Annotated in this window: 17 protein-coding genes and 1 pseudogene; 11 read left to right on the plus strand and 7 right to left on the minus strand. The window is 60.0% G+C overall.

Annotated elements, in window-relative coordinates; all coding sequences use genetic code 11:
• Nucleotides 1-882: 882 nt before the first annotated feature.
• The 7 genes from FAA86_RS24725 to FAA86_RS21990 form a co-directional block, all read right to left on the minus strand.
• A complete protein-coding gene (locus FAA86_RS24725) occupies nt 883-1,056 on the minus strand; it encodes a hypothetical protein (protein WP_167495066.1) in 174 nt (57 codons plus the stop codon).
• 461 nt (nt 1,057-1,517) lie between these two features.
• Nucleotides 1,518-1,979, minus strand: coding sequence for a MaoC family dehydratase (locus FAA86_RS21965; protein WP_092938776.1), 462 nt, complete (start codon nt 1,977-1,979; stop codon nt 1,518-1,520).
• Between the two features lie 12 nt (nt 1,980-1,991).
• Nucleotides 1,992-3,641 (minus strand): long-chain-fatty-acid--CoA ligase, encoded by a 1,650-nt coding sequence (locus FAA86_RS21970; RefSeq protein ID WP_092938774.1) that lies wholly within the window; start codon nt 3,639-3,641, stop codon nt 1,992-1,994.
• A gap of 130 nt (nt 3,642-3,771) precedes the next feature.
• A complete protein-coding gene (locus FAA86_RS21975; protein WP_092938772.1) occupies nt 3,772-5,535 on the minus strand; it encodes an acyl-CoA dehydrogenase C-terminal domain-containing protein in 1,764 nt (587 codons plus the stop codon).
• A 23-nt stretch (nt 5,536-5,558) separates the two neighbouring features.
• Nucleotides 5,559-7,856 carry a 3-hydroxyacyl-CoA dehydrogenase/enoyl-CoA hydratase family protein gene (locus tag FAA86_RS21980; RefSeq protein WP_092938770.1) on the minus strand — a complete coding sequence of 766 codons (2,298 nt, stop codon included), beginning with the start codon at nt 7,854-7,856 and terminating at the stop codon, nt 5,559-5,561.
• Nucleotides 7,857-7,858: 2 nt separating this feature from the next.
• The gene (locus tag FAA86_RS21985) at nt 7,859-8,980 is read right to left on the minus strand and encodes a thiolase family protein (RefSeq protein WP_136543158.1); all 1,122 of its coding nucleotides are present in this window, start codon (nt 8,978-8,980) and stop codon (nt 7,859-7,861) included.
• A 92-nt stretch (nt 8,981-9,072) separates the two neighbouring features.
• Nucleotides 9,073-10,725, minus strand: coding sequence for an electron transfer flavoprotein-ubiquinone oxidoreductase (locus FAA86_RS21990; protein ID WP_136543180.1), 1,653 nt, complete (start codon nt 10,723-10,725; stop codon nt 9,073-9,075).
• 211 nt (nt 10,726-10,936) lie between these two features.
• Here FAA86_RS21990 and FAA86_RS21995 point away from each other — a divergent pair, with 211 nt between their 5' ends.
• The 11 genes and pseudogenes from FAA86_RS21995 to glpD all read left to right on the plus strand — a co-directional run.
• Entirely contained in the window at nt 10,937-11,605 is a 669-nt protein-coding gene (locus FAA86_RS21995) for a TetR/AcrR family transcriptional regulator (RefSeq protein WP_246035164.1), read from the plus strand.
• Between the two features lie 803 nt (nt 11,606-12,408).
• Nucleotides 12,409-14,067, plus strand: a complete 1,659-nt coding sequence (locus FAA86_RS22000) for an AMP-binding protein (protein WP_136543160.1) — start codon at nt 12,409-12,411, stop codon at nt 14,065-14,067.
• Between the two features lie 249 nt (nt 14,068-14,316).
• A complete protein-coding gene (locus FAA86_RS22005) occupies nt 14,317-15,384 on the plus strand; it encodes an ABC transporter substrate-binding protein (RefSeq protein WP_167495067.1) in 1,068 nt (355 codons plus the stop codon).
• 21 nt (nt 15,385-15,405) lie between these two features.
• Nucleotides 15,406-16,953, plus strand: a complete 1,548-nt coding sequence (locus tag FAA86_RS22010) for a sugar ABC transporter ATP-binding protein (protein WP_136543164.1) — start codon at nt 15,406-15,408, stop codon at nt 16,951-16,953.
• Complete coding sequence (locus FAA86_RS22015; RefSeq protein WP_136543166.1) at nt 16,950-17,879, plus strand: ABC transporter permease; 930 nt, start codon at nt 16,950-16,952, stop codon at nt 17,877-17,879. Before FAA86_RS22010 ends, FAA86_RS22015 begins: the two co-directional genes overlap by 4 nt.
• Before the next feature lie 11 nt (nt 17,880-17,890).
• Nucleotides 17,891-18,859 (plus strand): ABC transporter permease, encoded by a 969-nt coding sequence (locus FAA86_RS22020; protein WP_167495068.1) that lies wholly within the window; start codon nt 17,891-17,893, stop codon nt 18,857-18,859.
• A gap of 24 nt (nt 18,860-18,883) precedes the next feature.
• Complete coding sequence (locus tag FAA86_RS22025; protein ID WP_136543170.1) at nt 18,884-19,636, plus strand: alpha/beta hydrolase; 753 nt, start codon at nt 18,884-18,886, stop codon at nt 19,634-19,636.
• 149 nt (nt 19,637-19,785) lie between these two features.
• Nucleotides 19,786-20,022: pseudogene (locus tag FAA86_RS22030) on the plus strand (ABC transporter permease); the annotation flags it as partial.
• Between the two features lie 21 nt (nt 20,023-20,043).
• On the plus strand, nt 20,044-20,718 hold the full coding sequence (locus FAA86_RS22035; RefSeq protein ID WP_136543172.1) for an SGNH/GDSL hydrolase family protein: 675 nt from the start codon (nt 20,044-20,046) through the stop codon (nt 20,716-20,718).
• Between the two features lie 80 nt (nt 20,719-20,798).
• The gene (glpK, locus tag FAA86_RS22040) at nt 20,799-22,301 is read left to right on the plus strand and encodes a glycerol kinase GlpK (RefSeq protein ID WP_136543174.1); all 1,503 of its coding nucleotides are present in this window, start codon (nt 20,799-20,801) and stop codon (nt 22,299-22,301) included.
• 17 nt (nt 22,302-22,318) lie between these two features.
• On the plus strand, nt 22,319-23,528 hold a 1,210-nt coding region (gene glpD, locus FAA86_RS22045), incomplete at its 3' end, for a glycerol-3-phosphate dehydrogenase (protein WP_136543176.1).

The raw sequence follows: 23,528 nt of genomic DNA on the forward strand, positions 1-23,528 counted from the left end.
ATATTAACCATCGCACAGGCTAACATGAGCCTGCGCGGCAGGTATTGCGTCCGCGTATCCAACAACCTCGAACATAAGGGCTGTTCGCGGGTTATGGGACGTCTTATGTGCTTCACAGATTGACAAAACACGCGGCTGTTCGGCGCATCCTGTCGGACGTGATCATTGTTCGCCTTGCTATAAGGCGCCGATGTTCGCACTTATGGCCGAACAGCCGATCTGCATCGATATCTTGCATTCTGACGTGGCGATACTTCGCGCTCTGGTTAACAAAATGTCACCAATAGGATGACGAACGCTTCCGATGCATGTAATTCACCGCTTCGAGAGTTTGTTCGGTTATGTCGAGTCGTCATGCAAATATTCGAGTCTATTCTTACGCTTGTGGCTGTCTTTGCCCCAATCTACCTGTTTTTCCGCTGGGTGAGCTACGACACAGAAAGAGCAAGCGGGACGGTAACAAGACCAGCCTCCAGTATCCATGAAATTTCATTTACAACAGACGACATGGCGGCTGTACCGGTGGCGCGAAAAGCCAGCGCTCAACCCTCTGGCCTTGACAAACGCAACGCGCCGGCACCCAGGCGGCGACCGTCAATGTGTCTGCGTCATCGACGGTATGGTTGATGCCTTCTGTTTCCCTTCGAATTTTCCATTTACCAGCGCTTTACCTGCCCCAATTGCCTCTGTTCGCCCGAACCTTATCAAGTCCTTCAATCAGACCGCAGATTTTAGTAAGGATCAAAATCGGCTCCTTCGTTCAGGTTCCGAATACAGTGCCCTGCCGGAAGTTCTATTATCCCCGGACTATCCGCGATCTTTGTCTCGATCCCCTCACCAGTATACACACAGTTGCGAGATTGCCATATCCTTGGAGGGGGCTTATGCAGGAAGAGAATTCAGCTTTTCTACCAATTCGGTTCCCTGCTGCTCGTCAAGACCGACGATGAGGCGGTGTTCCCGTTCGCTTCCAACGATGTGTCTATCCACAATCGACCAGGAACCATCCGGTTCTCGAAAAAGAAAATAGCGATCGCGGCTTTTTTCATTTTCCAAGGCAATTCCTTCCGAATCTCGCATGGCTGATGTTACTGCTCGCGAAAGTAACAGAAAGTAATGAAGACGGTTTGCACTTTTCCACCGCAGCCGGCCAAATAGACGAAATCCGAGCCGGAATGGCTACGGAGCTGAAAGATTGATAAATACAATGACTATTCCGTCCCGGCTTTGAGCAAGTTGATCGTTTTCGATAGAGCCTATTGCGGTCGCCGGCGCGAATACGCCTGAATGATTCTAAGAAAATAGCATTGCCGACTGGAATGGATCCGAAGAAGATCCGCCCCCACCGAAAAAAGCGCTTCATGTTGAAGGCCTGACAGCGCCCGCTGCAAGGTGAATTCGCTGAAATCTGATTTGCTGATGAGGCCCCTTTGCCATTAATGGGAAAGAGGGTGTCTGGAAATCTGGTGTCTATGAGCGCTCAGTACCATAGCGTCTCGCCGCGTAGCTCCAAGATTTCACGACGATCGCCACCAAGCAATGATTTTCGGCGTGAACACCTGAACGATCTCGCCGTCCTGATTGATCGTCTCGCTTCGGAAGGTGACGAGGCCGCGTTCGGGTTTCGAGCGTGATGGCGCAATCGTGACGATCTCGCTTTCCACATGGATGCGATCACCCGGCCATGTAGCGCGGGGCCAGGCGATTTCCCCGCCCGCGCCGATCAGCCCGCCGGCCAGCGGCAGGCTCTGTACGAGCAACCGCATGGTGGCCGCCGCCGTGTGCCAGCCGCTGGCGGCGAGCTTGCCGAACAGGCTGTCGCGCGCCAGTTCCTCGTCGAGGTGGAAAAACTGCGGATCGTAGCGCCCTGCGAATTCCCGGATTTCATCGAGTTCCATCACATGGGAAGGGCTGGTGAAGCGCTGCCCGACTGTGAGGTCGTCGAGATAGAGCTTCACTGCCTGCGCATCTTCGGTCATGTCGCGTCTCCCTCAGCCAGCCAGCGTCGCGTCCGGCGAGCGCTTTTCGTATTCGTCGAGAACGATCTGGCGGATCGCGGTCTTGAGCAGCTTGCCGGTTGCCGTGTGCGGCAGTTCCTCGACGATGATGACGTCGTCGGGAATGCTCCACCTGGAGATCTTGCCGGTATAGACATCGAGCATGTCGTGGCGCGTGAACGTCTGGCCGGGCTTGACCACTACGACGAGAACGGGACGCTCGCCCCAGCGGGCGTCTGGGGCGGCGACCACGGCCGCTTCCTTGATCGCCGGATGGGCCTGCGCGATGTTTTCCAGTTCGATCGAGCTGATCCATTCGCCGCCGGATTTCACCACGTCCTTGGTGCGGTCGACGATCTGCACGAAGCCGTCCTCGTCCATGGTGACGACATCGCCCGTGTCGAACCAGCCTTCGACGGCATGCGCCGGGCTCTTTTCCGTGTTGTAGTAACCGGCCGCGACCCAGGGGCCGCGCACCAGCATGGCGCCGAAGGCCTTGCCGTCGCGGGCCACCGGCTTTCCGTCGCTGCCGTCGATGCGGAATTCCATGCCGAACAGCGGGCGGCCCTGCTTGGATTCGAGCATGAGCCTTTCTTCCGCCGAAAGCTTCTCGTGCTTGGGAAGAAGCGTCGCCGCAAGTCCGATCGGGCTCGTTTCCGTCATGCCCCAGGCATGGCGAACCGTGACGCCCATGTTGTGGAAGCGGCTGATCATGATCGGCGGCGTGGCCGAGCCGCCGATGGCGACACGCTTCAGGCTCGTGAACTTCTGGCCATGGGCATCCATCCAGTCGAGCAGGCCGAGCCAGACCGTCGGCACGCCGGCGGTTGCCGTCACGCCTTCGCTTTCGAACAGCGAGTGCAGGCTGGCGCCGTCAAGGTTGGGACCGGGCATCACGAGCTTCGCCCCGACCATCGGCGCGGCGAACGGCAGGCCCCAGGCATTGACGTGGAACATCGGCACAACAGGCACCACCGCGTCATTGGCCGAAAGGCTGAGCACATCCATGAAGCTGATCGCCATGGCATGCAGCACGCTGGACCGGTGGCTGTAGAGCACGCCCTTCGGGTCGCCGGTGGTGCCTGAGGTGTAGCACAGGCCGGACGCGGTGTTCTCGTCGAATACCGGCCATTCGAATTCGTCCGACTCGTCCGCGATCAGCGTTTCGTAGCAGACGAGGTTCGGCAGAACCTCCGACTTCGGCATATGCGCCTCGTCGGTCAGGATGACCACGGCCTTCAGCGGTGCCAGCCGGTCGGCCAGCGCTTCGAGGATCGGCAGGAAGGTGAGGTCGGAGAACAGCACGCTGTCGCCGGCATGTTCGATGATGTAGCCGATCTGCTCGCGGAAGAGGCGCGGGTTGATCGTGTGGCACACGAAGCCCGAGCCTGACACGCCGTAGTAAAGCTCCATGTGGCGGTAGCCGTTCCAGGCGAGCGTGCCCACCCGGTCGCCATGCTCAAGGCCGAGCTTCTGCAAGGCGTTGGCGAGCTTCTGGCTGCGCTTCGAAAGATCCGCATAGGTGTAGCGATGGATGGGGCCTTCAACGGTCTTCGAAACCACTTCCGTGCTGCCGTGATAGGTCGCTGCGTGACGCAGGATCGACGACACGAGCAGCGGTGCATTCATCATCATGCCAAGCATGGTCTTCTCCTCCCGGGCAAGAGTAATTCCAGCAAAAGTGTGAAACGGCTTTGCGTCCGGAATTACATGAAAACAAAGGGATAGAGCATTTCCGGCGACTCCGTTCTCGCCGGAAATGCTCTGACTTCAATCAGAACAGGTCGGCGTCGAGCGCCATGATATCGGCAGCGCCGGCGCGGATGGCCGCGTCGAGGCTGACGGTTTGCGGCAGGAGGCGGGCCGCAAAGAAGCGGGCAAGCGCGAGCTTGCGCTGCTTCAGCGGCGTCGTCGCATCGGCCGAGGCTTTTTCGGCCATGCGCACCCAGAGCCAGCCGAAGCTCACCAGCGCGAAGAAGCGCAGGTAGTCGGTGGCGCTTGCTCCGGCCTCCACCGGATCGGCACCCTTGGCCAGCAATTCTTCCGTCAGTTTCTCCAGCCGGGCAAGAGCCTCGATGACCGAGGCCTTAACCGTTTCCAGTTCGGCCGGACCCTTCGTGGTCGAAAGGTCATCGCGCACCAGCGCGAAGAAGCCGCGCGCCACGTCGCCGTTTTCCATCGGCAGCTTGCGGCCGACGAGGTCCATGGCCTGCACGCCGTTGGTGCCCTCGTAGATCTGGGCGATGCGGGCATCGCGCACATACTGCTCCATGCCCCATTCGCGGATATAGCCGTGGCCGCCGAACACCTGCTGCGACTGGACGGCGATCTCGAAGCCGAAATCGGTGAAGGCGGCCTTCACCACCGGCGTCAGCAGCGCGACGAAGCCATCGGCCTTGCGGCGGGTGTCCTGATCGGGATGACGGGTGGCGATATCCATCTGCAACGCAGTCCAGATGGCGAGTGCGCGACCGGCCTCGGTCAGCGACCGACCTGTCAGCAGCATCTTGCGCACGTCGGCATGTTCGATGATCGATACGGGGCCACGCGCACCGTCGGCGGAACGGCCCTGCAGGCGCTCGCGGGCGTAAGTCACGGCCTTCTGGTTGGCGGCCTCGCCGATGCCCAGTCCCTGAATGCCGACGAACAGGCGCTCGGCATTCATCATCGTGAACATGGCGTTGAGGCCGCGGCCGGGTTCGCCGACCAGCCAGCCGATGGCGCCGTCATAGTTCATCACGCAGGTCGGCTGGGCGTGAATGCCCATCTTGTGCTCCAGCGAGCCGACCGACATGCGGTTGCGGTCTCCGAGCGAACCGTCTTCCTTGACGAGGAACTTGGGCGACAGGAAAAGACTGATGCCCTTCACGCCCTTCGGCGCGTCGGGCAGGCGGGCCAGCACCAGATGCACGATGTTGCCGCCGAAATCATGATCGCCAGAGGAGATGAAGATCTTCGTGCCCTTGATGGAATAGGAACCGTCGCCCACCGGCTCTGCGCGAGTGGTGAGCAGGCCGAGGTCGGTGCCGGCGGAGGATTCGGTGAGCGCCATCGCGCCCGTCCATTCGCCCGAGATCATCTTCGGCAGATATGTCTGCTTCAGCTCGTCGCTTGCATGGTGGGCGATTGCCTCGACGGCACCGCGGGTCAGACCCGGAAACAGGCCGAAGGAGAGATTGGCGGAAGATAGCATTTCGTCCAGCAGGATCTGCAGCGCGCGCGGCAGGCCCTGTCCGCCGAATTCCGGATCGCCTGACAAACCGCCCCAACCGGCCTCGACGAAAGCCCTGTAGGCGTCGGACACGCCCTTCGGCGTCGTCACCAGCCCGTTTTCCAGCTTGCAGCCTTCCTCGTCACCGGGACGGTTGAGCGGTTCGAGGATCTCGGCGCAGAACTTGCCGCCTTCCTCCATGACGCTCGTTGCGAGTTCCGTATTGACCTCTTCAAAGCCGGGAAGGGTGGCCATCTGCGCGTCGAAGTCGAAGACCTCGCCGAGCAGGAAGGAGATGTCGTCGACGGGAGGGATATAGCCTGCCATGGGAGTTCCTTGCCTCTTCTTGTTCAGTTGCGCAGCGGCTTGCCGGTCGCCAGCATGTGCTTGACGCGGTCCACGGTTGCAGGTGTTGCGAGCAGGTCGACAAAGGCCTCGCGTTCCAGCGCGATCACATCGTCTTCCGAGAGCGGTTTCAGCGGATCGGCGGAGGGACCGCCGGTCAGAACATTGGCAAGCGCGCGCCCGACCACCCTGTCATGCGCGGTGGCCCGACCGGCGAGCGCTTCGCCTTCGATGATGTTGTGGATCGCGGAAGCCCCTGACGGCCCGGCCATGGCGATGACAGGCGGTTCCGGCGCGACATAGCCTTCCGCCAGCGAAAGCGCCTTTGCCTTGGCGTCGGCGATCAGCCGGCTGCGGTTCATGGTGATGCCGTCGGTGGCCTTGAGATAGCCGAGGCTACGGGCGTCGAAGGCGCTGGCCGAAACCCTGGCGGGTGCGATCAGGTTGAAGGCGGCAATCGCAGGCGCGACCGGCCCGCGCAGCGCGGCGGTCGATGCCGAGAAGCGCAGCATCATTTCCTTGCAGCCGCCCCAGCCCGGCACGACGCCGATGCGGGTTTCGACGAGGCCGATGGAAAGCTCCGCATGGGCCTGGATCGCGTCGCAATGCAGAAGGATCTCGCAGCCGCCGCCGAGCGCCAGCCCGGCTGCGGCACCGACCACCGGGAAGGGGGCGTATTTCACCGCCTTGAAGGTGCGATGGCCATGGTCGATGAAGGCGCCCAGCGCCTCGCGACCGCCCTTTTCCACCGTATCGAGGAAGACGCGCAGGTCGGCGCCCGCGCTGAACACGGCGGCATCGCTGCCGATCACCAGTGCCTTGAAATCCTTCGCCGTGCGTTCGACAGCCTTGTTGATGGCGTCGAGCAAGGCGGGATTGTAGGTGTTCATCTTGGTTCGGAATTCGAGGCAGGCGACGCCGTCGCCAAGATCCCACAGGCTTGCCGCGCCCCAGTCCTCGACCGGCTTGCCGGCGAGCTTGAGGTCGGAAAGAAGCAGCACGCCGTCACCCCTGGCAATCGGTTCGACCGTGCCGTCAGGCAGCAGGTTGGCGCGCTTGCCGTCGACGACCGAATAGAAGCCGCCCTTTTCTGCTGCGAGCGAGAGATAGGCGGGCACGGCAACGCCGCGCGCTTCGAGCCGGGCCTTCAGCCAGCCGGCGCCGAGCCGGTCGATCAGCTCGAACGGACCCTGCTTCCAGCCGTAGCCGGTGCGCATGGCCTCGTCCACGGCGTCCGGCGTGTCGGCGATGTCCGGCACCAGCGACGCGGCATAGGCAAGTGCCTTTTCCATGACGATCGCAGCATAGCGGCCGCCGAGGCCGGCATGCTCCATCAGCGCGCGCGGATCGCCGCCCGAGGCATCGAGGCTTTCGGAGGAAACCGCCTTCTGCGGCCGGTATTCGCCGGTCTTCAGGTCGGTCACGTCGCGCGACTTGCGGTCGGGCGAAAGGCGCACGAAGCCCGCACCGCTTTTGCGGCCGAGACGGTTTTCCGCGATCATGCGGGCGATCAGCGCCGGTTCGGCGTCGTAGTCCTTCACCGCATCGCCTTCCGGCGTCGCGTTCTGCAGGCTGCGCAGGATGGTCGGCATCAGGTCGATGCCGACGAGATCCAGCAGGCCGAAGATGCCGGTGGAGGGAATGCCGAAGGGCTTGCCGATGATGGCGTCTGCTTCCTCGACATCGAGGCCGAGTTCTATGGCCTCGTTCTGCGCCACCACCATCCAGTAATTGCCGATGCGGTTGCCGATGAAGCCGGGCGTGTCCTTGCAGACGACCACGCTCTTGCCGAGGCCGCGATCCGCGAAATCACGGATGGTCGCGGTCACTTCGGGCTTGGTCGCCTTGCCGGAGACGAGTTCCAGCAACCGCATGATGCGCGGCGGATTGAAGAAATGGGTGATGAGGAAGTCGGCGGCGAAACCCTCCGGCAGTCCCTCGACCAGCGAATGCAGCGGAATGGTCGAAGTGTTGGAAGAGACGATGGAGCCCTTCTTCCTGACACCGTCGATGGCGCGGTAGAGCGTCTGCTTTATCTCCAGCTTTTCCGCGACAGCCTCGACGATCCAGTCGGCGTCGGCGATCAGCGCCAGGTCGTCCTTGGTCGAGCCGGTGGCGATGCGGCTCGCGAATGCCGGGTCCATGAAGCCGTTGGCCTTGAGCTGGCGGGCGACGCCGCCATCGGCAAACTTCTTCTCCATGTCGAGCAGCACCACGTCCAGCCCTGCATTGGCGAGATGGGCGGCGATGCCCGAACCCATGACGCCCGCGCCGATGACGGTGGCTTTTTTGATCGTAGCCATGATCAAGCGGCCTCCAGAACCATGGCGATGCCCTGACCGCCGCCGATGCACTGGGTGGCGAGCGCGTGACGTCCGCCGTCGCGCTTCAGGAGCAGCGACGCCTTGCCGACGAGGCGGGCGCCGGTCGCGCCCAGCGGATGGCCGAGCGCGATCGCGCCGCCGTCGCGGTTGAGGCGGGTCGGATCGATGTCTAGGTCGCGGCAGCAGGAGAGAACCTGCACGGCGAAGGCCTCGTTCATCTCGATCACGTCGAGATCGCCTGCGGAAATACCGGCGCGCTTCAGCGCCTTGCGGCTGGCCTCGACCGGGCCGATGCCCATGATCTCGGGCGCGCAGCCGGAAATGGCATATCCCGAGATGCGGGCGAGCGGGGCGAGGTTGTGGCGCTTAACGAAGTCTTCCGAGCAGATCAGCGTCGCGGAGGCACCGTCGGTGAGCGGCGAGGAGTTACCGGCCGTGACCGAGCCGCCGGCCTTGAAGGCGGTCTTGAGGCCCGCGAGCTTTTCGGCATCCGTCTCGCGCGGGCAGCCGTCGGCGGTGACATCGCCGATGGGAGCGATCTCGGTGGCCAGCCGGCCATCGGCGCGGGCGGCGAGCGCCTTCTTCTGGCTCTCCAGTGAATAGGCATCCTGTTCCTCGCGCGTGATACCGTAGCGGTCGGCGAGGTTTTCGGCGGTCAGTCCCATGTTGAGGAAGGCGATGCGCTGGGCGTCGCTCCAGGCGGGGTTCGGCATGGGGTTGAAGCCCATCATCGGCACCCGGCTCATGCTTTCCAAGCCGCCCGCGACAAAGGCGTCGCCCGCGCCCATTGCGATGGCGCCGGCGGCCATCTGGATCGCCTGCATGGAGGAGCCGCACCAGCGGTTGACGGTGGAGCCGCCGACAGATTGCGGCAGGCCGGCGATCAGCGCCGCGCAACGGGCGATGTTGAGGCCCTGTTCGCCCTCGGCAAAGGCGCAGCCGAGGTTCACGTCCTCGATTTTGGCCGGGTCGATGCCCGAGCGGCCGACCAGCGCCTTGATGACGCCGGCGACGAGATCATCCGGGCGAACGCCGGCCAGCGCGCCGCGATAGGCGGGCGTAAACGGGCTGCGCAGGGTATCGACGATATAGATTGCGGTCATGGTCTTCTTCTTCCTGTCTGGAAGCATTTCCGGCAAAACTGTGAGGCGGTTTGCGTCGGATCATGCTTGAGAACAAATCGGTGGAACGGACGTCACATGTTGGGATAGTTCGGGCCGCCGCCACCTTCGGGCGGCACCCAGGTGATGTTCTGCGAGGGATCCTTGATATCGCAGGTCTTGCAGTGCACGCAGTTCTGCGCGTTGATCACGAAACGGGGGCCGGTCTTCGCCTGTTCGTCGTCATAGACGATCTCGTAGACCCCGGCGGGACAGTAGAGCCGGGCCGTCTCGCCATAGAGCGGCAGGTTGCGCTCGATCGGGATGCTCGGATCGCTGAGCCTCAGATGAACCGGCTGGTCCTCGATATGGTTGGTATTCGACAGGAAGACCGAGGACGGCTTGTCGAAGGTAAGCTTCCCGTCCGGCTTCGGGTACTGGATCGGCGTGACCTCCGAGAGCGGCTTGAGGCTCTGGAAATCGGCCTTCTGATGCTTCAGCGTGCCGAAGGGCGAAACGCCGAACAGCGTCTGCAGCCACATGTCGATGCCGCCAAGGCCGACGCCGAGCACGGTGCCGAACCGCGACCACAGCGGCTTGACGTTGCGGACCGGCTTCAGGTCCCGCCCGATGGCCGAGCTGCGCCAGCCGGCCTCATAGGCTTCGAGCGTATCGTTGGCGCGGCCGCTCGAAAGCCCGTCGAACACGGCGTCCGCCGCCTGCATGCCGGAATGGATGGCATTGTGCGAGCCTTTGATGCGCGGCACGTTCATGAAGCCTGCAGCACAGCCGGCCAGCACGCCGCCAGGGAAGGCAAGCTGAGGCACGGACTGGTAGCCGCCTTCGGTCAGCGCGCGAGCGCCATAGGCGATGCGCTTGCCCTCCTCGAAGGTGTCGCGGATCAGGGGATGCGTCTTGAAACGCTGAAACTCGTCGAAGGGCGAGAGCGTCGGGTTCTTGTAATCGAGATGCAGCACGAAGCCCACGGTCACCAGATGATCGTCGAAATGATAGAGGAACGAGCCGCCGCCGGTCTTCATGTCGAGCGGCCAGCCGAACGAGTGCTGCACCAGCCCTTTCCGGAACTTCTCCGGCTTGACCTGCCAGAGTTCCTTGATGCCGATGCCGAATTTCTGCACCGAGCGTCCCTCGGTCAGGTTGAAACGGGCGAGAAGCTGCTTGGTCAGGCTGCCGCGCGCACCCTCAGAAAACACGGTGTATTTCGCCCGAAGCTCCATGCCGGGCGTGAAATCGTCCTTCGGCTCGCCGTCGCGGCCAATCCCCATGTCGCCGGTGGCGATGCCGGCGACCGCGCCGTTGTCGTGATAGAGAACTTCGGTCGCCGCAAAACCCGGATAGATCTCGACGCCGAGCGCCTCGGCCTGTGCCCCCAGATAGCGGGCGACATTGCCGAGCGAACCGATGAAGTTGCCGTGATTGTTCATCAGTGGCGGCATCAGCGCATTGGGAAGCCGTAGCGACCGTGTGGCGGTCAGCACATGGAAGCAGTCGTCGGTGACTTCGGTGGTGAGCGGACGGTCCGGATCTTCCCGCCAGTCGGGCAGCAGCGCATCGAGACCGGAAGGGTCGATCACCGCGCCCGACAGGATATGCGCACCGACTTCCGAACCCTTTTCCACGACGACGACGGAAATTTCCTCGCCCGCCTCGGCGGCGCGCTGCTTCAGGCGGATCGCAGTGGCAAGACCGGCCGGTCCCGCACCAACGATCACCACGTCGAAGTCCATCGCCTCCCTGATTGTCTCGTTCAACCTTTCCTCCTACAGTTGATCTTGATAAATGTATCAAATGATTGTTACAGTCCGCAAGCGCTAATTTCACCGCTGTCTGCAAAAGCCTGCGCATGTCGAGCAACGAAGGGAGTTGGGGAAAAGACCGTTCTACGTTATCACGATATTCCTGACTGCAATGAGATGATGGAAAGACTTTGAGATAAGCATGACGGGACGAGACGGCGGCGAAATGGGAAATGCCGCGAAAGGTGCACTTGCAGGTGCATTTCAAGGCGCTGGACTCAGCGAGCGGCATCGCGAGATCCTGGAAGAAGCCGCCGCGCTTTTTGCCGAGCGCGGCTATGCTGCGACCTCGGTACGCGATATCGGTGAGCGGGTGGGACTGCTTGGCGGTTCGCTCTATCATTACATCAAATCGAAGGAAGAGCTGTTCGTCCGCATCCACGACATCGCCCTGCAGATTGCAGAGGATCGCATCCGAGCAGCGATCGCCCCGCTTTCGCAGCCCTGGGACCGGTTGGAAGCGGCCTGCGTTGCTCTCACGGAAATCCAGCTCGATCCCGGTTCACTCACAATGCCGCTGATGAAGGACTTCGCGCTTGTCCCATTACAGATTCGCGAAAGGCTGGTGAAGAAACGCGATTCTTTCGAGCAGATGTTTCGCGATCTGATTGCCGCCGTGCCGCTTGACCCCGCGCTTGACCGTGGCGTCTATCGCCTGCTGCTCTTGACGCTGCTCAACAATGTTTCCAGTTGGTATCGCCCCGGTGGCATGACGGCAGAAGAGATCGGCCGACAAATCGTCCGTATTTTTCGGCATGAGGCGACAAAGTCGTGCGCAACGTACGCTGACCGGGAGCGGACAGAGCTGTAGTCGCCTATCTCAGTTCTCTGAGAGGTTCTGACGAACATTCGGCCGGCTCAAGCGAGGCAGTGCTTGCATCTTCAGCTTGCCTCCATTTGCGGTGGTGGATCGCTGTCTATCGGGCGACTTCGCTTGTATGGTGCTGAGAGAGCATCTAACAGAAGTTTGGTGTCGATCTCGGTGAGCGCGAAGCAAGTTGGTTGAAGATCAAAAGCGTGTGGTTGGCGATTTGTCTCCGGAATAGCGTCAGCCCGCTTGTCGAGAGCTTCCTCAAGGCGGAGCGCAACGCGATCTTGCCGATTTCATTGGGTCTGTGAAGGATGGCATTTCATCCTGCTCGATTTTGTACGATCATCATCAACGATGTCCTGTTTGGTGGGGCCGAGCAGAGACCCGTCGGGATCGATTCCCTACGGTGGCGTCCATGCGGGCGAGCATAAAAATTACGTCTGACCCACTCCTATGCAAGCTTCGCGGCCGGCGGAGTATTTTGCGCTTGCAAACTGTAACAATCATTTGGTATATGCCATTTAGATTGATCCAGGAGGGACGTTCGATCGAGACGATCAGGGAGGTGATTGACTTCGATATGGTACGTTGCTTCCGGACAGCGCCGTTCTCCACGTTGCTGCGGCTGGCCTTTGGGGGGATGTGCATGCTTGGAATCATCGTGGATGCATCGATGCGTTGCGTGAGGATGTTGTCGCAACATTAGTCAGCTTTGCCGTTCGGGAATTGGGCGCAAGAATGAAATTGTCATGTTGGGCTGTATGAGGAGAAATACAGGCCGGCAATAAGGGGAGGAGCATGATATGAGCAAGAATTCGTGGACTGATACAGGCCTTTCTCGAACTGCTGCAAATCATGATGCACTAACACCGCTCACATTTCTGGAGCGGGCAGAGTATGTATTTCCCGACAATGTGGCGGTGGTCTACGGTTCGCAGTCGCAAACCTGGAAGGAGCACGCCGCATATTGTCGAAAGTTTGCGTCGGCTTTGCAGCAGGCATCCATTGGAACGGGAGACGTCGTTTCGCTCATGATGGCGAATACTCCCCCGATGTTGGCTGCGCATTTCGCAGTGCCCATGGCTGGTGGCATCCTCAATACGATCAACACCAGGCTTGATGTCGCCACGGTTGCATACATTCTCGAGCACAGCGAAGCGAAGTTAATCATTGCTGACGCGGAGTATCTCGAAACTGTGCGAAATGCCCTGACGCTGCTTCCCGAAGCGCCGAGGCTTATCGTCTACGCCGACGCCGAAGTCGGTCACACAGCGGCCGATGACGTGGAAACTTTCGAAGACTTCCTCTCTGAAGGGCGACCCGAAGCATTTGTCCACAACATTCCTGACGATGAGTGGTCGCCGATTTCCATGAATTATACTTCCGGCACGACCGGGCGGCCAAAGGGTGTCGTGTATTCACACCGCGGCGCCTATTTGTCGGCTGTCTCCAACATCGTGAGTTGGGGCGTCCCGCGCGGAGCAGTCTACCTTTGGACGTTGCCGTTGTTCCACTGCAACGGATGGACAATGCCCTGGGTGGTCGCTCTACAAGGAGGCAAGAATGTCTGTTTGCGGAAGGTCGACGGCGAGAAGATCGTCTCGCTTATCGTTTCGGAGGCGGTGACCCACTATTGCGGTGCGCCAATTGTCCACGGGGTGATCAAGGATGCGGCGCTTTCAGCCGGCGTGCGATTTAATCCGCCTGTTGCGGCGCTCATCGGAGGCGCGCCACCTCCGGCATCTTTGATCGCTGCTATGAATGAGGTGGGAGTCAGTCTGACACATATATATGGCCTGACGGAAACGTACGGTCCCGCTTCGATTTGTGAAACACATGACGCATGGATGGATTTTTCTGCCGAGGAGCGGGCCAAGCTAATGGCTCGACAGGGTGTGAGATATGCCCTTCAAGCTGGCTTGACTGTCATGGATCCATCGACCATGAGGCCCGTACCCGCCGATGGTGAAACGATCGGCGAGATCATGTTCCGTGGCAACATGACCATGATGGGATATTTTAAGGATCCAGGGGCCACGGCCAAGGCGTTTGCGGGCGGCTGGTTTCATTCGGGAGATCTCGCCGTGCTTGATGCAGACGGCTACGCCCGGATCAAAGACCGATCAAAGGACATTATCATCTCTGGTGGTGAGAATATTTCCTCGGTCGAAGTCGAGGACGCACTCTATCGTCACCCGTCTATTTTGACGGTCGCTGTCGTTGCGATGCCGGATGATAGGTGGGGGGAGGTACCAGTCGCGTTTCTGGAATTCAGGGAGGGCGCCACTCATTCGGATGCAGAGCTGATGCAACATTGCCGCCAGCATCTTGCCAGCTTCAAATGCCCAAGACGATTCGTAATTGCCAGCATCCCTAAGACGGCTACTGGAAAAATACAGAAGAACGTCTTGCGCGAAATGATTATCGGGCTTCAGAGCTCTGAAAACATCGCGGCGCGATGAGTTGGAATGCGGAGACATACAAGTCAGCCCGAAGTCAGTGCTTCGAAAGCAATTGAGCTGAACTGTGTCACTGACGATATCCGTAAACATGCGCTCCGGTAGAGGATTGTACGGGATTTTTTGAGGCCGGGATTGGGGAGATGCAATGATGAGATTGTCGTAAGAAGCAACGTATAAACTGACGCCTAGGTTTTTTCTTGGAGGTGAACTTGGGCAAAAATGCAGTATAAACATCGCCAGGAGGAACATATGAACTTCAAGAATGTACTACGCACAGTGCTCGTTGCCGGGTCTGTTATGTGCGCAACTCTCGCTCATTCTGAGGAGCCGGTTCTGCTTGATCCGTCGCTCCTGCAACCCGCATCAGATAAGATGATCGCAGAAGGTAAGTTCAAGAGGGATAAGCCATGGACGATCGGCTTTTCCTGGCCGGGCGTCGGCAATACCTGGATCGTGCAGACCATTCAGGAGATCAAATATGCGGCGAGCCAGGACCCGAACATCAAGGAACTTGTTTTCGTAGAAGCCAACTGGCAGCCGAACAAACAGGTTTCGGATATCGAAGACCTGCTGACGCGCAAGATCGACGCGCTGCTTGTCCTGCCGATCAACCCCGATCTTGTGAAAGCACAGATCGCAGTCGCACGGTCGCGCAACATACCGGTCATTGTCTACACACCTGCCGGAACCACCATGGATGCCGATCTGACCTTCTATGGTGGCGGCGAATTCTTCGGCAAGGCCGGGGGGGAGTTCCTCAAGAAAAAGCTTGGCGGGAAGGGAACGATCTGGGCGTTCCGCGGCGTGCCGGGGAGCGCTGACGACTTCACGCGCTACAATGGCTTGGTCAAAGCGCTGGAAGGAACCGATATCAAGATTGGCTCTGAAGTCTACGGCGAATGGAACTATGCCAAATCCAAGCAGCTTTGCGAAAATCTGGTGGCCACCGGTCAGCCGGTTGATGGCATCTGGTTCTCGGGGGCCGAGATGACGCGTGCCTGCATCGAGGTATTTAATGAAATCGGCAAGCCGCTTGTTCCCATGACCGGTGAAGGCAATAACGGCTTCCTTCGAATCTGGAAGGAAACCGGAGTTGACAGTATGGGTGCCGTCTTCACCCCCGGGATTGGGCCAGCGATGGTGCGCGCAGCGACCGCTTTGCTTGAAGGCAAGTCGCTTCACCAATCCTATGCTTCCGACCCGAAGCCGATTACCGCCGAGAATTTCGACAAGTTCTACCGACCGGACCTCAGCGACGCCTATTGGATGCCGTCGACGCTGCCCGAGAACGTCCTTATGGAAACATTCAAGCGTTAATTCGAGAGAGGGTGTGTGAATATGCCGAGTTCTCCGCTCCAGCTGTTGCCCAAGCCAGACGCTGTGGTCGAATTTCGAAGTGTCTCCAAGCGCTTCGGAGCTTTCACCGCGCTGGATCAGGTGAGCTTTGCAGCTCACGCAGGTACGGTGCACGCCATCACCGGCGAGAACGGGGCCGGGAAGTCGACGCTTATGAAAATGCTCGCCGGCGTTTATTCGCCCGATGTCGGCGAGCTTAGGAATTTTGGTGAGCTTCGCCATTGGCATGGCGCCGAAAAAGCCAGGCTTGCCGGCATCTCGACTGTTTTCCAGGAATTGACGCTGTTGCCCAATCTTACTGTCGCCGAGAATCTGTTTCTCGGGCGGGAGCCGCTTAAATTCGGTCTCGTCGACAGGAAGTCGATGGTCCGAATGGCCCGCGCGGTGCTTGATGGCATTGGAATTGCTTTGGACGTTGACACCTATTGCAGGGACCTGTCTGTCGGTGAGCAGCATCTTGTCGAAATTGCGAAGGGGGCGGCGATGCAGTCGCGGATCGTCATTTATGACGAGCCGACGGCTGCACTCGACAGCTTCGGAGTGGAGAAACTCATCAGCCTGATCGAAGCTCAGAAGAAAGCGGGCAAGCTGATCTTCTACATTAGCCATCGGCTCGAGGAAATATTCCGGCTCTGCGACGTCGTAACCATCCTGAAGGATGGGCGGCATGTGCGCACCAGCCCCACGGCGGAGCTCACTCGTGAATCTCTGGTATCCTTCATGGTCGGTCGGGAAGTGGGACAACTCTATCCTAACCGCTCGCCAAGTTCAGGTGGAGATACTGCGCTGTCCGTGGAGGGTTTGAAAGTTGGTTCCGCTGACACAGCAGTCTCATTTTCCCTTTGTCGTGGGGAGATCCTTGGCCTTGCCGGACTGGAAGGGCAGGGCCAACGGGAACTTGTGCGCACCATAGCCGGGATCATGCCTCCTGCTGGCGGTAGAGTGTGCAAATTCGATACCGACGGTACGCAAAAGGCGTTGCTGGCAAACCCGGTCAATGTCGCTGGCGCCGGCCTCGGCTTCGTGCCGGAAGACCGCAAGACCGAAGGCCTCTATCTCACGCTGCCTATCAGCCGCAACATGGGACTTGGTCCGTTGCGAGGCCGCCCATGGTGGTCCCGCGTCCGCACGCAGGGTGCCCGCATCCGGAATTTGATGCAGGAGATGAACATCCGTGCTCGCAATGACAGGCAGGCAGTGTCGGCGCTGTCGGGTGGAAATCAGCAGAAGGTCATGATCGGTCGATGGCTTCTGGCAGATGTCGATGTCCTGGTGATCGAAGAGCCGACCCGCGGGGTTGATGTCGGCGCAAAGGCGGAGATTTATCGGCTGCTGCGCGACTATGTCGAAAAGGGCGGCGCCGTTCTCATGACATCGAGTGAAATGACGGAGCATCTAGGGCTGTGTGATCGGATACTCGTCGTTCGCGGCGGGGCGATCGTCGCAGAACTCGATGCCGCCGCCGCAACCGAAGAAATCGTCGCGCGTCACGCCTTTCTGGGCCGCAGTGAGCAGGAAATCCACGCATGAGATCAGTTTTTCAACCTTTCGGCAGGTCTGGCATAGGGCTCGTTTCGGCAAGCCTGCCAGTCGTAATGTTTGCTCTTCTGTCTATCGCCGCGCCGAATTTTCTATCCTATGGAAATATCGCTAATATCAACAACCAGATCACGGCTCTGTTGATCGTGGCGCTGGGGCAGCTCATCGTCGCTCTCGTCGGCGGGATTGACATTTCCGTCGGATCCGTCGTCAGTTTGTCCAGTGTTGTCCTGGTCTCGCTGGATCCGGCATGGGCCATTCCTGCCGCGCTCGGCCTCGCAATCTGCGTCGGTCTGGTGAACGGAATGGGTGTCGTTGGCTTTGGTGTACATCCTTTGGTCATGACGCTTGCATCTATGACGTTCGTTCAGGGGTTCGCACTTTCCTGGATGTCCGGCGCTGGTGGCGTGGTGCCCGAATGGATCAGCGCAATCGCCAAAGCCCAGTTCGCAGGCATTCCCGCGTCCGTAGTGTGGAGTATTATCATCGTCTCAGTTTTTTCGATCATGCTGTACTTCACCCGTTTCGGGCTGCGTCTCTTTGCTCTTGGGGCAAATGTCAACAGCGCCTCCCTGAGCGGTGTAAGGACCGTGGCGCCACGCATTGCCTGTTATGTCATCTGCTCTCTGTCAGGTTGCATAGCCAGCATCTACCTGACGGGCAGGATCTCGACCGGCGACCCGATGATGGGGCAATCGTTCGGGCTGGATTCGGTGACCGCGATCGCTCTTGGCGGCGTCCAGCTCGCGGGCGGCACCGGCAGCGTTGTTGGGGCCATCCTCGGGACCCTCACGCTCGGCCTCATCACCAACGGGATGAACTTGCTCGGCGTTTCGCCATTCCTGCGGGCAGCGCTGACAGGAATGCTGCTGCTTGGCGCGGTTAGTCTCCAGCGCAGAAAGGCCATCGGCATATGAGCAGTTCCCCCATGCCTGTCGCCGCAGGCAATAATGAAAGCGGCGGCCGGCTTCAGTCTTTGCTTCGAAACCTGCCCTATTTCTACATCGGCGCCGCGGCGCTGGTCTTGATCGCGGGAGTTGTTCGGCCCAATCTTCTGCAGCCGTTTTTGCTAATGTTGATCTTAAGGCAAGCGGCACCGCTCGGTATCGCTGTCCTGGGGCAGGCAATCTGCATCCGGCTTTTGTCGCTCGATCTGTCATTCGGCGGCGTCGCCATGGCTGTCAGCTATATCATGACAAGCGGGATTTTCCCGGTGTCGGAGATCGCCCTCATTGGTATTTCCCTGTTGTTTGGTGTCATTGTCGGCGCAACAAATGCCTTTTTCATCACCCGCTTGCGGGCATCTTCGGTCATAGTGACATTAGCAATGACCATGATTCTGGGCGGTATTGTAACGGCATTCACCCAGCTTCGCGCGCCTGGCGATGCAGGGGAAATTCTGCGCTATTTCGGACAGGCACGGATCGGTGGAATGCCGATTGCCGTCCCCGTATGGCTGGGCTTGACGATGTGCCTGACCTTGTTCATGAGATCATCCGTTTTCGGTCGGTATACCGAAGCAATCGGGGCGAATCCACAAGCAGCGCTGGCATCGGGCATTCCTTATGTCAGGATCATGTTCGTTGGCCATATACTGTCCAGCCTGTTCGCGGTGATAAGCTCGCTGTTGCTGCTGGGTATTCTCGGTGTCGGCAGTTTAAGCATAGGCTCTGATCTCGCACTGAATTCGCTGGCGGCGGTCATCCTCGGCGGTGTGACGTTCGGCTCAGGGCGCGGTGGGGTCGTGGGGCCGGCAGTGGCAACATTCATGCTCCTGTTCTGCTTCAATTTTCTGACGAGTCTTGGTCTTGGCGAGCCGGTGAAGCAGATGGCCCAGGGCGCAATCATTGCCATTGCAGCGATTGCCTATTCCGGGACCAGATTGCGGCAGGTTTGAATATAAGCAAGAAGGAAGTGATCAATGGTATCAATCATGAAAGGGGCGGAGCCCTTTGAATTTGAGGGAAGCGACATAGGCGTGCTGGTCCTGCACGGCTTCACCGGCAGCACGCAAAGCATGCGCTATCTCGGCGAGGGCCTCCACAGGACGTTCGGCTTCACCGTCGTCGGCCCCCGACTTCCTGGGCACGGAACGTCTGTCGATGACATGGAAACTACGACCTATATGGATTGGCTGGCAGGTGCAGAGGAGGCACTGAAAGAGCTGGCGGCACGCAAACGCAAGGTGTTTGTCACCGGGCTGTCGATGGGCGGCACGCTGACCCTCAACCTTGCCGCGCGTTTTGCCGATCAAATCGCCGGAATTGCCACGGTGGCGGCCGCTGCCGGGCCACTCGGCGAAGGCTTCTCCGATGCGGTGTTCCTCAATCCCCGCCCGCAGCGGTTGCCCGGCATCGCTTCCGACATCAAGGCCGTAGGCGTTACCGAACTGGCCTATTCGGAAGTGCCGGTTCGCTGCATGGGCGACGTGCTGACGCTCGTCTTGGCTACCGCCAACCTGTTCGGCAGGATCAAATGCCCTACGCTTGTCATTCAAGGCCGTGAGGACCATGTGGTGCCAGCATCGAACGCGATGAAGATCGTCTCGAGTATTTCCTCGGACGACATCCGGCTGCTCTACCTCAATGATTCCTACCACGTCGCGACGCTCGACAATGACAAGGATATTATTGTCGAGCGGGTTGGGTCATTCTTCCGGGAGTTCGCTAACTGAGTTACGCTGGCTTGCGCGATGTGGGATCTAGAAGACCTGTGAAAAGGTGGGCGATTCCGACGAGGTCGGTGTCTCGGTCAGCTATGATTGATCGCCCGTGACCCCGGTGCAGACCCAATATGACGATCTTGTCGCCGATGCATCGCCGTGTTCGCGTGGGTCTCGATTTCCCGATCCTGTCGGTCGCGGCGACCATTCTCGGCGGTGTCGTCTTTGGCCGCGGGGCAGGTGGTGTGTGGGGTCCGTTCTTCGGGGTTCTGTCTTTTGCGTTTCTGTTTGTCGTCATGACATCGTTTGGCATCAGCGACGCTGGCAAGCTCATTGCCCAGGGGTTCTTCATTTTGCTGGCGGCCATTTTCTACTGCCTGAAGGCGCGGACAAACTAATCAAACAGGAGGTCTAACGACATGGCAGAAAACCGTTCGATATTGTGCTTTGGGGACTCGCTCACATGGGGATGGATTCCGGTACCGGAATCGTCGCCCGCGCTCAGATATCCGTTCCAGGAGCGCTGGACCGGCGCCATGGCCGCCGCGCTCGGTGACGGCTATTCGATCATTGAGGAAGGGTTGAGCGCCCGCACGACCAGCGTCGACGATCCCCGACTGAACGGCAGCGCTTACTTGCCTGCCGCACTCGCCAGTCACCTGCCGCTTGATCTCGTCATCATTCTGCTCGACACCAACGACACCAAGTCCTATTTCCGCCGCACGCCTTACGAGATCGCCAACGGTATAGGCAAGCTCGCAGGCCAGGTCCTGACTTCCGCGGGCGGTGTCGGGACGCCATACGCGGCCCCGAAGCTGCTGATCGTTGCGCCGCCGCCGCTTGCGCCAACGCCCGACCCCTGGTTCGAGGGGATGTTCGAAGGAGGTTACGAAAAGTCTCTTGAGCTTGCCAAGAATTATAAGGCGCTAGCCGACTTCCTGAAGGTCGATTTTCTCGACGCCGGTGAATTCGTCAAAACCGATGGCTGCGACGGAATTCACTTCTCCGCCGAAACGAATATCACCCTCGGCCGCGCAGTCGCGGAAAAGGTCAAATGGATCTTCTTGAGCGCGACGCAGGACGCTGCGGCTTAGCAGCCCTCCGTCGCTGGCCGCCGGCACCCGCACCTCCCAGGGTGCTGGCGGCCCCTTTCCATCCCAAAAAAGAGGTTTTCATGTCCGGCTATGTTCTGGCGATCGACCAGGGAACGACGTCCTCCCGTGCGATCGTCTACGGCCCCGATGCCCGGCCGATTGCGACCGACCAGAAGGAGATTTCGCAGTCGTTTCCAAGACCCGGCTGGGTTGAACACGATGGAGCGGAAATCTGGCAATCCGTCCTTGAGACCTGCCGCAACGCAATTCGGCGGGCCGGTATCGAAGCACGCGACATTGCGGCGATCGGTATCGCCAATCAGCGCGAGACCTGCCTCATCTGGGAGAGGTCGACGGGCCGGCCGATACATCCCGCGATCGTCTGGCAGGATCGCAGGACGTTCAATGTATGCGAGGCGCTAAGAGCGGATGGGGTTGTATCTCTGGTTCAGGACAGAACCGGCCTTCTGCTCGATCCCTATTTTTCGGCAACGAAACTTGCCTGGATTCTCGACAACGTCGAGGGCGCGCGCCGGGCAGCGGAAGCCGGTCAACTTCTTTGCGGCACCATCGACACGTATGTTACCTGGATGCTCACCGGCGGCGCGGTACATGCGACTGACGCGACAAACGCATCGCGAACCTCGCTGTTCAATATCCGGGAAAATTGTTGGGACGACGAGCTTCTGGCAGTATTCAAGGTCCCCAAGGGGCTCTTGCCGGAGGTCCGGGATTGCGCCGACGATTTTGGTCAGGCGATTGCCGTGCATTTTGGTTCCGAAATCCCGATACGCGCTCTCGCAGGCGACCAGCAGGCGGCCCTGATTGGCCAGGCTTGCCTCACACCTGGAATGCTGAAATCGACTTACGGGACGGGCTGTTTCGTTGTCCTGAACACCGGCGACCAGATCGTCCGATCGTCCAACCGGCTGCTCTCCACCATTGCCTATCGTCTCGACGGCAAGACCACATATGCGCTCGAAGGTTCCATCTTCATGGCAGGAGCTGCGGTTCAATGGCTGAGAGACTCGCTGAAACTTATCAAGGAGGCGTCTGAAACCGGCCCTCTCGCACATCTGGCAGACGAGCAGGAAGACGTTTATCTCGTACCGGCATTTACCGGCCTGGGGGCGCCGCATTGGAATTCGCAAGCACGCGGTGCGATCTTTGGCCTGACGCGGGCCACAGGTATTGCGGAGCTTTCCCGAGCCACCCTGGAATCGGTCTGTTATCAAACACGCGATCTCCTCGAGGCGATGGCTTGCGATTATCCGATGGAGGTCACGGGCGCGACGCTCCGCGTCGACGGCGGCTTGTCCGGCAGCGATTGGGCCATGCAGGCGTTGGCCGATTGCCTGGGAAGCGTCATCGAGCGGTCGCAGAACCAGGAAGCCACGGCGCTTGGCGTTGCGGCGCTCGCGGGCTCAAAGGCAGGCGTATGGCCTCATCTTGCGAGCTTCGCGACGAATTGGAAGGCGAAGGGCAGGTTCACTCCAAATATCAGCACCGACGAACGCGCGCGGCGTTACCGAAAGTGGCGCGCTGCCGTCGCAAGCACGCTTTCATACGCGGCGACAGCCTGACATCACGGGAGATCGATATGGAAAAGACGGCCCACGACCTGTTCGTGATCGGCGGCGGGATCAACGGCAGCGGCATTGCGCGAGATGCGGTTGGACGCGGCTACTCGGTGGCGCTGGCGGAGATGAACGACTTCGCCTCCGGCACCTCGTCGGGCGCCACCAAGCTGATCCATGGCGGTCTGCGCTATCTCGAGCACTACGAATTCCGACTGGTGCGTGAATCGCTGATGGAGCGCGAAGTGCTCTGGGCGATGGCACCGCACATCATCTGGCCGATGCGCTTCGTGTTGCCCTACCAGAAGGGCGGTATCCGCCCGGCCTGGCTGATCCGGCTGGGCCTCTTCCTCTACGATCACCTCGGCGGCCGCAAGCTCCTGCCGCCGACAGCGGTGCTTGACATGCGCCGCGACGCGGCAGCCAAGCCGCTGAAAGCGCTGTTCACCAAGGCCTTCGAATATTCCGACGGCTGGGTCGACGATGCCCGCATGGTGGTGCTGAACGCCAGGGATGCCGCCGACAAGGGCGCGCTGATCATGCCGCGCACGAAAGTGGTGTCGGCGCGGCGCGAGAACGGGCTGTGGACGATCGAGACGGTGGATACGCTCTCGGGCCGCTCGCAGACGCATCAGGCCCGCATGCTGGTCAACGCCGCCGGTCCCTGGGTCGATCATGTCATCCGTTCCGCCTTCGGCCAGAACGAGGCGCGCCATGTCCGTCTCGTGCAGGGCAGCCACATCGTCGTGAAGAAGAAGTTCGACGGACCGAAAGCCTACTTCTTCCAGAATCCCGATAACCGCATCATCTTCGCCATTCCCTATGAGGACGACTTCACCCTGATCGGCACCACCGACCGGGACTACACGGGTGATCCGAAGGATGTCAGGATTTCGCAGGAAGAGACGGATTATCTCTGCAAGGCGGCGAGTGAATATTTCAAGGAACCGCTCAAGCCTAGCGATATCGTCTGGACCTATTCGGCAATCCGTCCGCTCTTCAATGACGGCGCCTCGAAGGCACAGGAGGCGACGCGTGACTATGTGCTGAAGCTTGATGGTGCTGGCGGCGGCGCTCCGCTCCTGAATGTTTTCGGCGGCAAGCTCACCACCTACCGGCGCCTGGCGGAACATGCGCTCGAGAAGATCGGTGAAGCGATCGGCGTCAAGGGCAATCCCTGGACGGCCAACAGCCATCTGCCGGGTGGGGACTTCCCGGTGCATGGGTTCGAGG

The sequence above is a fragment of the Rhizobium rosettiformans W3 genome (assembly GCF_004912135.1).
GTDB classification, from domain to species: Bacteria; Pseudomonadota; Alphaproteobacteria; order Rhizobiales; family Rhizobiaceae; genus Allorhizobium; species Allorhizobium rosettiformans.